This is a genomic window from Inquilinus sp., assembly GCF_057815775.1.
On record NZ_JBYRFX010000014.1, the window covers coordinates 1 to 9458 of the forward strand.

General features: G+C 67.4%; 12 protein-coding genes. 6 read left to right on the top strand and 6 right to left on the bottom strand.

Going from position 1 to position 9458, the window contains the following annotated elements; all coding sequences use genetic code 11:
• Positions 1-11: 11 nt before the first annotated feature.
• From AC3XYG_RS00545 to AC3XYG_RS00555, 3 genes are read left to right on the top strand one after another with little or no spacing between them, the layout of a single operon-like run.
• On the top strand, positions 12-155 hold the full coding sequence (locus tag AC3XYG_RS00545) for a phosphoenolpyruvate hydrolase family protein (RefSeq protein WP_489137872.1): 144 nt from the start codon (positions 12-14) through the stop codon (positions 153-155).
• Between the two features lie 19 nt (positions 156-174).
• Positions 175-615: an SRPBCC family protein gene (locus AC3XYG_RS00550; protein ID WP_489137862.1), complete on the top strand. Its 441-nt coding sequence runs from the start codon at positions 175-177 to the stop codon at positions 613-615.
• Between the two features lie 47 nt (positions 616-662).
• Positions 663-1412 (top strand): hypothetical protein, encoded by a 750-nt coding sequence (locus tag AC3XYG_RS00555; RefSeq protein WP_489137863.1) that lies wholly within the window; start codon positions 663-665, stop codon positions 1410-1412.
• Positions 1413-1428: 16 nt separating this feature from the next.
• On the opposite strand, the gene AC3XYG_RS00560 is transcribed toward AC3XYG_RS00555, so the two are convergent.
• The 4 genes from AC3XYG_RS00560 to AC3XYG_RS00575 all read right to left on the bottom strand — a co-directional run bounded on the left by AC3XYG_RS00560 (position 1429) and on the right by AC3XYG_RS00575 (position 4203).
• On the bottom strand, positions 1429-1941 hold the full coding sequence (locus tag AC3XYG_RS00560) for a cupin domain-containing protein (RefSeq protein WP_489137864.1): 513 nt from the start codon (positions 1939-1941) through the stop codon (positions 1429-1431).
• Positions 1942-2066: 125 nt separating this feature from the next.
• Positions 2067-2858, bottom strand: a complete 792-nt coding sequence (locus AC3XYG_RS00565) for a hypothetical protein (protein WP_489137865.1) — start codon at positions 2856-2858, stop codon at positions 2067-2069.
• Between the two features lie 85 nt (positions 2859-2943).
• Positions 2944-3276: a phosphoribosyl-ATP diphosphatase gene (gene hisE / locus AC3XYG_RS00570; RefSeq protein WP_489137866.1), complete on the bottom strand. Its 333-nt coding sequence runs from the start codon at positions 3274-3276 to the stop codon at positions 2944-2946.
• 99 nt (positions 3277-3375) lie between these two features.
• The gene (locus AC3XYG_RS00575) at positions 3376-4203 is read right to left on the bottom strand and encodes an inositol monophosphatase family protein (protein ID WP_489137867.1); all 828 of its coding nucleotides are present in this window, start codon (positions 4201-4203) and stop codon (positions 3376-3378) included.
• A gap of 189 nt (positions 4204-4392) precedes the next feature.
• Between AC3XYG_RS00575 and AC3XYG_RS00580 the strand changes: the two genes are divergently transcribed.
• The 3 genes from AC3XYG_RS00580 to AC3XYG_RS00590 all read left to right on the top strand — a co-directional run bounded on the left by AC3XYG_RS00580 (position 4393) and on the right by AC3XYG_RS00590 (position 6724).
• Positions 4393-5415 carry a LacI family DNA-binding transcriptional regulator gene (locus AC3XYG_RS00580; RefSeq protein ID WP_489137868.1) on the top strand — a complete coding sequence of 341 codons (1023 nt, stop codon included), beginning with the start codon at positions 4393-4395 and terminating at the stop codon, positions 5413-5415.
• Between the two features lie 33 nt (positions 5416-5448).
• The gene (locus AC3XYG_RS00585) at positions 5449-5700 is read left to right on the top strand and encodes an Lrp/AsnC ligand binding domain-containing protein (RefSeq protein ID WP_309794151.1); all 252 of its coding nucleotides are present in this window, start codon (positions 5449-5451) and stop codon (positions 5698-5700) included.
• A gap of 163 nt (positions 5701-5863) precedes the next feature.
• The gene (locus AC3XYG_RS00590; RefSeq protein WP_489137869.1) at positions 5864-6724 is read left to right on the top strand and encodes a DUF2189 domain-containing protein; all 861 of its coding nucleotides are present in this window, start codon (positions 5864-5866) and stop codon (positions 6722-6724) included.
• 165 nt (positions 6725-6889) lie between these two features.
• On the opposite strand, the gene AC3XYG_RS00595 is transcribed toward AC3XYG_RS00590, so the two are convergent.
• Together AC3XYG_RS00595 and AC3XYG_RS00600 are read right to left on the bottom strand one after the other, a co-directional pair.
• Entirely contained in the window at positions 6890-8494 is a 1605-nt protein-coding gene (locus AC3XYG_RS00595) for an MDR family MFS transporter (protein ID WP_489137870.1), read from the bottom strand.
• A 38-nt stretch (positions 8495-8532) separates the two neighbouring features.
• On the bottom strand, positions 8533-9458 hold a 926-nt coding region (locus AC3XYG_RS00600), incomplete at its 5' end, for an HlyD family secretion protein (protein ID WP_489137871.1).

A 9458-nucleotide genomic window follows, 5' to 3' on the forward strand; every position in this document is an offset into this window, starting at 1 on the left:
ATGGCGGCCCGATCTCGATGCCCGAGGACGCGGCCTATGTGCTGCAGCACTGCAAGCATTGCCACGGCTTCTACGGCGCCAGCTCGATGGAGCGGCTGCCGACCGAACAGGCGCTGACGGCGCAGACCCGCGCCTTCAAGCAGGTGACGTTCTGACCTCAAAGGAGACGCGACCATGATCCGAGTCATCACCAGCAGCGTGATCAACGCCCCGGTCGAGACCGTGTGGAAGACCATTCGCGATTTCAACGACCTGCCGGGCTGGCACCCGGCCCTGGTCACGAGCAAGCTCGAGGATGACGGCCCGTCCGACCGCGTCGGCTGCGTCCGCAGCATGGAGCTGGGCAACAATGGCGGCACCATCCGCGAGCGGCTGCTGACCCTGTCCGATTCCGAACACTCCGTGACCTACGCCATTCTGTCCGCGCCGATGCCGCTCACGAACTACACCGCCACGCTGCGCCTGATCCCGGTCACTGACGGCGACCGCAGCTTCGCCGAATGGACCGCCGAGTTCGACGTGACGGCGGAGAACGAAGCGGCGATGCGCAAGCTGATCGGCCAGGGCGTGTTCCAGACCGGGTTCGACTCGCTGAAGCAGCGCTTCGGCGGCTGACGGGACGGGGTCGGCGCGTTAGGGTCATCTGAATCCTGGAGACCCTGATGCGCCGTTCCACCGCCCTGCCGCTCCTGCTCCTGTCACTCGCACTGATCCCGGGCCGTGCCGGCGCCGCGGAGGCCGTGCCCGTCTGCAATGCCCTGACGGACCTGATGGCCCCCGGGTCCGAGCCGAAGCTGCAGGCCGTCTCGCTGGACCGGGAGCGGGCGCGCTTCGTCAAGGATGGCACGGAGCAGGCGGGCTGCCCGAAGGACACCACATCCTGCGCCGCCAAGCGCTATCTGGTGGCGGATGACCGGGTGATCGTGACTTCGACCACCGGCGCCTATGCCTGCTCCGTCTTCACCGGCTATGCACCGACTTTCCCGACCAGCAGCGGCTTCCTGCCGACGGCGGCGCTGGTCGACGTGCCCGCCCGCCCCGATGCCGACTGGCGCGGCGCCTGGCACAGCGGCGACGAGCAGCAGATCGAGATCAAGCCGGCGGCCGGCGGCGCCCTGGCCCTGGAGGGCTATGCCAGCTTCGGCGGCAGCGATCCGGCACGGGTGGCGCGCGGCGCGGTCAATGTCGGCCAGTTCAGCGCGACGGTGACGCCCGCCGCCGGCAAGGCCGCCTTCGCGGTGGGTCCCGACGGCAAGACCCAGTCCTTCGACGCCAGCCCGGACGACGACACGGCCTGCCGCGTCCGGCTCTGGCGCCTCGGTCCCTATCTGGTGGCGGCCGACAACCTGCAATGCGGCGGCCTGAACGTCACCTTCACCGGAGTCTATGCCCGGGCGAAGCCGGGCAAATGACGCCGGCGGCCTCCACTCAAGGGTGCTTGTGAATCGGGTCGACCCAGTAGACGGCCTCCGGCTTTTCCACCGGCTCGATGTCGAGATTGACCACCACTGCCTCGTTGTCGCTGCGCACCAGCACGCATTCCAGCGGCTCGTCGGTCGAGGCGTTGATCTCCTGGTGCGGCACATAGGGCGGCACGAAGATGAAGTCGCCCGCTTCGGCCTCGGCGACATATTCCAGCTTCTCGCCCCAGCGCATCCGCGCCTTGCCGCGCACGACATAGATCACGCTTTCCAGCGCGCCGTGATGGTGGGCGCCGGTCTTGGCGTCGGGGTGGATGGTGACGGTGCCGGCCCAGATCTTCTGCGCCCCGACCCGGGCCGCGTTGATCGCCGCCCGGCGGTCCATGCCGGCGGTCTGGGCGGTGTTGGGGTCGAGATCGTTGCCGCGGATCACGCGCACCCCGTTCATGCGCCAATCCGGCGTTTCACCGGGGGCCGGCGCGTCATGGGGGTGGTCGTGATGGTGATGGTCGTCGGTCATGGTTCGGTCCGTCCGGATGATCCCGCGGCCCGCACGCCTCGCCAGGCACGGGCCGGGGCCACCGTGCCCCCGGATCGCGACGGACGCAACCCGGATGAGGTTCGCGCCGGGAACAGCCGCTCGGGTTATTTCAATCCGGATGGAAACTCCGGCGCGGTGTCAAATCCCAGAAGCAATTTCCCGAGCTCTCCAAGATCCGGATCGTCAGCGGACAGGGGCTTGGGTCTGGGGAGTTGCGCCAACGAGCCGGGGTCGATCACTTCATAAAGCGGCAACTCTAGCTGCAGTGTCATGGATCGGGCCCGCTCATGGGCGTCCACCCTTGATGGAGAAAGAAAGGCCGCCACGGGCCGGCCGTCCAGCAGGATGCCGACGTCGAAGGGCGGGACAGCACTGGCCACCTCGAGCCGGAGCCGAGCGTCTGGCGTCACGCCGATGCCCAGGCCGGGCGGCAACGTGACCTCGCCGGATTGCCCATCAAAGACGACAAGCCCGTTTCGGATGGCCAGATCCTGGATCTGAGGCACCACTTCCACGGCCCGGCTCCAGGCGACGGAAAGGATCGTGGCGGACCCCCTCGCGCCGAGAGGGCCAGAGGCCCAAACCGTGTCATCCAGCGATATTGGTGCCGGCCTCGGGGTTCGTCGGGATGACGACAGGACGCCCGACAGGACGCCCGATCGGACGTCCTGCAATGAGTAGCACATCGTAATCGGCGGTGAATCGAGACCCGCAACGTGGTCGACTTCACCTACTCCATCTGGAAACCGCGCGTGAAGCTCAGTCCAGAACACATCGAAGGACGGGTGCCGGCGTACGACGACCCAATCCCTGTCGATATGACGGTAGAATGCGGCCGCCTGATCACGGTTCATCGCAACGTCGCTGAACCAGATGCCGAGATCATAGCCGCTCATGGCCCACCCTCCACAGGGGCGGCCATCATCGCGCAGCAGCGGCGGACCGCCAAGGCGCGATGATGATTGAAGGAAGGGCCCCGCCCTACTTATCCTTCGGCAGCTTTTCCGCCAGGCCGTACAGCTTCTGCCGCCGGTCCATTTCTTCCCACACCGCATTCGGGCTGATCTCCAGCTCGGTCAGCAGCACGGTCAGGTTGAACATCAGGTCGGCGGCTTCCTCGATCACTCTCTGGCGTTCGCCCTGAACCGCGTCGATCGCCACCTCGGCCGCTTCTTCGACCAGCTTCTGCGCCATCTTCGGAATGCCGCTGTCGATCAGCCGCGCCGTGCGCGAGCTGAACTCCATCCGCGACCGCCGCTCACGCAACGCCCCCGCCAAGGCCTCCAGCCGATCCCGTCCGAGCGATTGTCCCATAACCCCGCCTCTCCCATCCTGACACCGGATGGCCGCCTCCCAACGACCTGCCGAGTCTCACAACACCCGGCACCCCGACGGGGTGCCCTCGTCCGCATCTCAGGCCGTTGCCCGGCGCGGTTCCGCCGCCGGCCCGAAATCCACAATTCTGGTCAATGCCGTCCGCACGCCGGGGGCGCCGCCGAGGGCCAGGCCGCCCGGCATGCCGCCGTCGCGCCAGAACACGTCGTCGACCCAACCGCCCGCTTCGCGGATCAGGCAGAAGCCGGCATAGCAATCCCAGCGGCTGAGCACCGGTTCATAGAAGGCGATCAACCGTCCGGCTGCGACATGCGCCAGCATCTGCGCGGCAGATCCAAGCCGCAGGAAGGCGCCGCCGTCGAGCAGCAGCCGTTCGAGGAAACCGGCGCCGACCGATGGCGGCACCTTGAGGTTGATGCCGAAGCCGATCAGCCCGTCGCCGAGTCCCGCCGCGGTGGCGACCGCGATCGCCTTGCCGTTCAGCCGCGCCCCGCCGCCGGCCACGGCCTCGAACAGCTCATCGGCACAGGGGTCGTGCACGACGCCGGCGACGATCTCTTCTCCGGCCGTAAGCCCGATCGAAACGGTCCAGGACCGGATGCCGTGCAGGAAGGCCGCGGTGCCGTCGATCGGGTCGATCACCCAGGTGAAGGCCGAATGCCCGTCCTCCCGCCCATATTCCTCGCCGAGCAGCCCGTCCTGCGGGAAGGCACCGGCCACCGCCGCGCGGATCAGCAGTTCGACCTCGCGATCGGCGCGGCTGACCAAGTCCTGGCTCGATTCCTTGGTCTCGACCACCAACGCATCGCGACGCTCGAAGAAGTCAAGCGCCAGCGCCCCGGCCCGACGGGCGAGGTCGATGGCGAAGGCGTGGCGGGTGAGAACGGCGTCGCGGTCGAAGCTCATGATATCGCAGGTCAGCCCGATCTTGCACAGCTGTGCAAGATCACTGCGAATGCCATGGCCTGTCAACCATTCATGGGATATTTTCTGTAGAACTCCCCTAGGGGTTGTGCTTGTGATCTGCACGGCCGTGCATAAAATCGTCTATCGACCCGTTTCATCGCCCATCACCGACCGCAGGCCCGATTCGCAATGCGACGACGCAGCTTCGCCAGCGCCCAGCAGGTGGCCGATCGGGCCGGGGTTTCCCGCTCCGCCGTGTCGCGCACCTTCACGCCGGGCGCCAGCGTGTCGGAGGAAACCCGGCAGCGGGTGATGCAGGCGGCCGAGGCGCTGGGCTATCACGTCAACCATCTCGCCCGCGGCCTGACGCGGCGATCGAGCAACATCGTCTGCATCGTCGCCGCCGATCTGGAAACGCCACTGCGGTCGCGCATGGTCGGCGTGCTGACCGAACGGCTGCAGCGGGACGGCCGCGTGGCGATGCTGATCAACACCGGCGGCAGCGGCGGGGAGGATCTGCAATCGGCGCTGCGGCAGGTGCTGCATTATCGCGCCGAGGCCACCATCATTTTATCAGGCACGCCGTCCGAGGCGATCACCCGCACCTGCATCGAGGCCGGGCAGAAGGTGGTGCTAATCAACCGCGACGACCGGATCGACGGGCCGGCCAACATCGCCATCGACAGCGCCCTGCCCGGCCAGGTCGCGGTCAATGCCTTCCGCCGCGCCGGCTGCCACCGGCTGTGCCTGGTCACCTCGGCCCAGGGCACACCCAGCCTGCTGGCGCGCGAGGCCGGCTTCGTCGCCGCGGCACAGGCGGCGGGGCTGGAGCCGGTAATCTGGCGCGGCGGCCGCACCGTGTACGCCACCGGCCGCGCCGCGGCGCATGATCTGCTGCTGCGCCCGGACCGGCCGGATGCCGCCTTCTGCATCGCCGACCTGGTCGCCTTCGGCTTCCTCGACGCCGCGCGCCACGATCTCGGCCTGCGCGTGCCGGAGGATCTCTGCGTCATCGGCTTCGACAACACCGACCAGGCGGCCTGGTCATCCTACGACCTGACCAGCTTCGACCAGCCGGCAGAGGTGATGACCGACGCTGTCATGGCCATCCTGGACGGCAAGGACACCGGGACGGCCCAGCGGCTGGTCATTCCGGCCCCCCTGGTCTGGCGCCGCACCGTGCGGGGTGCCAAGCCGGCGACGCCGGGCTAGGATTGCCGGAACCCGAGTCACGGAGGCCGCGGAATGCGCCCAATCTTCATCATGGTGAAATGCGAGCTGGGCCGCGCCTACGACACGGCCGAGCATGCGGTGGACGAGATCGAGGAGGTGTCGGAGATCTATTCGATCTCCGGCCAGTTCGACCTCATGGTCAAATGCTACCTGCCGGAGGACATGGATGTCGGCCGCTTCGTCAACAGCCGGATCCATGCCTTGCCGCACATCAAGGACACGATGACGCTGATCACCTTCAACGCCTTCGCCGGCAAAGGCTGATCGCCGCTCGCTGTCGCACTGACAACCAGGAGATATGGACAGGCGAGACTTGGCGCGCCAAGCGGCGTACAGTCATGCCAGGACGGGTAACCGGAAACCGGGCCCGATCGAACTGAAATGGTCGACGTGATTTCTTTCGGACAACCGCTCTGGAGGAACAGACATGACCATCCGGAACCCCCTGGAGTGGGGAGCGGACCAGCTTAAATTCGGTAGCCAGGCCGTCACCGCCGGCAGCAGGACGATGTTCCGCGCCGAAGAAGACCCGAATGTTTTGGCCCCCGCGGTCCATCGCATCCGCCTGGCGGATCTGCGCGATGCCCTGGCCCGGGGCTTCGATGATTTCGGCCTGTACCGCACCGACGTCATCTATCTGTGCCTGATCTACCCGATCGTCGGGCTGGTGCTGGCCCGGGCGATGTTCGGCCAGGACATGCTGCCGCTGCTGTTCCCGCTGGCCTCGGGCTTCGCCCTGATCGGGCCCTTCGCCGCGATCGGCCTCTATGAGATGAGCCGGCGGCGGGAATATGGCGAACCCTCCAGCTGGGCCGCGGCCTTCGGGGTGCTGCGAACACCGCGCTTCGGCGTCATCCTGCTGGTCGGCGCCGTTCTGGCCGCGATCTTCGTGCTTTGGATGTTCGTGGCCAACGTGATCTACAACAACACCCTTGGGCCCGCCGCGCCGGTCTCGGTGTCGGCCTTCCTGCACGACGTGTTCAACACCAGCGCCGGCTGGACGTTGATGATCGCCGGTGTCGGCGCCGGCTTCGTCTTCGCCGTGGTGGCGATGACGATCGGCGTGGTGTCCTTCCCCCTGTTGCTGGACCGCAATGTCGGGGCCGACACGGCGATCTGGACCTCGGTCCGCGCCGTCGCCGCCAACCCGGTGCCGATGGCGGCCTGGGGCCTGATCGTCGCCCTCGGGCTGGTGATCGGGTCGATCCCGCTGTTCGTCGGGCTGATCGTCGTCATGCCGGTGCTGGGCCACGCCACCTGGCATCTCTACCGCAAGCTGGTGAACTGACGGACGGCCGTGCCGTTCCGGAAACGATGAACGCTTGAGACCGTTTGAGAGTGCGCTGGTGTGAGTCGGCTGGCGGTGGCTTCGAGAACCGGCGCGCAGCGGACGTTTGGTCCGTGAGGAGAAGCCGCCGTCAGACGGCCGCGCCAGGTGCGCTATCAAATGGTCTCAGTGCGCTCCGCCCCCACCGCTCGCGGCACCCTTGCGCATGATGAAGACGCAGGTGGCCGAGGCAACCAGGATGACGCCGAGCACGCCGAAGGTGTCGCTGAACCCCATCACCAGCGACTGCGCCTTCACCGTCTTGCCGATGGCGATGATCGCCTGGTGCTTGGCGGTCGCCGGGTCCGACACGCCATGGGCCATGAAGTAGCTGGTCAGCTGGTCGATGCGGGTGCGGACCTCGTCGCGGAACATCGTGATCGACTGGCCGATGATGTTGGAGTGGTACTGTTCGCGCTTGGTGACGATGGTGCCGAGCAGCGCGGTGCCGAAGGCGCCGCCGAGGTTGCGCAGCATGTTGAACAGGCCTGAGGCGGCGGCCGATTCCTGCCGGGTGATGCCGGCCATGGCAATGGCCGACAGCGGCGCCATCACCACCGCCTGGCCGATGGCGCGCACGATGTTGGGGGCGAACAGCTGGTCGCCGCCATAGACCAACGACATGTGCGTGTTCATGAAGCAGCTGGCGGCGAAGACCAGCAGCCCGCCGGCCACCAGCCAGCGTGCATCCATCCGGCCCATCAGCATCGGCACCATTGGAATGACCAGCAGCTGCGGCAGGCCGGTCCAGGCCATGACGCCGCCGATCTGTTCGGAATCATAGCCCTGCACCTGGGCCAGGTACTGCGGCAGCAGATAGGCGCTGCCGTACAAGGCGAAGCCGAGGAAAACGTTGGCCAATGTGCCGAAGCCGAAGTTGCGGCGCACCAGCAGGCGCAGGTCGACCGCCGGCTTGGCCACCTTCAGCTCGATCCACAGGAACAGCAACAGGGACACCACCGCGATCGCGGTCAGCCGGACGATGAAGGTCGAGCCGAACCAGTCGTCCTTGTTGCCCTCCTCCAGCACCGTCTGCAGCGCGGCCAGGCCGATCGCCATGGTGCCGATGCCGAACCAGTCGCCCTCCTTCAGCAGGTGCAGCTGCATCGGCGCGCGTTCGAGGGTCAGGGCCAGCCCGACCAGCATCGCAGCACCCGGCACCAGGTTGATGTAGAAGATGTATTCCCAGCCGTAATTGTCGGTCAGCCAGCCGCCGATGGTCGGGCCGATCGCCGGGGCGAAGGTGGCGGTGATGGCGAACAGCGCCATGCCCATCGGCCGCTGCCGCAGCGGCAGCTTGGTCATGACAAGGGTGAAGGCCATCGGGATCAGCACGCCGCCGGTGAAGCCCTGGATGCCGCGCAGCATGATCATCTGGCCGAGATTGGCGGCGAAGGCGCAGGCGACCGAGAACACTAGGAACAGCGCCGTGTTCACCAGCAGGAAGCGGCGGAAGCCGAAGACCTGGCTGAGGTAGGCGGTCAGCGGGATGACGATGATCTCGCCGATCAGGTAGGAGGTCGAGATCCAGGCGCCGTTGTCGATGCCGGTGCCGATGCCGCCTTCGATCTGCGGCAGCGAGGCGTTGGTGATCTGGATGTTCAGCACGGCCATGAAGCCGCCGATCAGGCCGGAGAGCACGGTGATCCAGGTGGTCATGCTGGCGCGGTCGCTGGCGCCGGCGGACGGGCCGGCCGGCGGAGCGCCGGCGGTGGTGCTAACGGAAGACATGATGGCGGGCCTCCCGACCCGGGATCAGCAGCGGCGCCTTACTGCGCCGCGCTGTTGCCCTTGGCGTCGTCCTGCTTGGTATCGATCGTGGCGATCACCGACATACCGGGGCGCAGTTCGCCCGCCAGCGGGTCGTCGCGGTTCAGCACGATCCTGACCGGGATGCGCTGGACGATCTTGGTGAAGTTGCCGGTGGCGTTGTCAGGCGGCAGCAGGGCGAATTCCTGGCCGCTGGCCGGCGCCAGGCTGTCGACATGGCCGTGGATGTCCGCGTCCGGGAAGGTGTCGACCGAGATGTCGACCGGCTGGCCGGGCTTGACGTCGGTCAGCTGGGTTTCCTTGAAATTGGCGACGATATAGGTCTCGGCCAGCGGCACCACCGCCATCAGCTGGGTGCCGGCCTGGACATACTGGCCGACCCGCAGGCTGCGGTTGCCGACCGTGCCGGTCACCGCCGCCGTGATGGTGGTGTAGCCGACATTCAGCTGGGCCTGGTTCTGCACCGCCTGGTCATGCGCCAGGGAGGCGTTGGCCTTGTCACGCTGTGCCCGCAGCACGTCGAGCTGCTTTTCCGTGGCGGTCACGGCCGCCTGGTCGCGCTGCAGCGTCGCCTTCGCCGATTCGATGTTCGCGCCCATCTGCTGCGCCTGCTGGATGCTGCCGTTGCCGCGATTGGCCAGGGCGGTGTAGCGGTCGAACTGCTGCTGCGCGAAGGTCAGGTTCGCCTGGTCCACCGCGATGGTGGCGCGGGCCTGGTCGATCGCCGCGCCCTGCTGCTCGATCGCCGCCTCGGCATTGGCGATGTCGGCGCGGGCGCCGGCGACGTCGGCCTTGGCCTGGTCCAGCGCCACCGCATAGTCGCGGTCGTCGATCCGGGCCAGCGGCTGGCCCGCGGTCACGGCCTGGTTGTCGTCGACCAGGACCTCGGACAGGTAGCCCGACACCTTGGGGGCAACGATGGTGG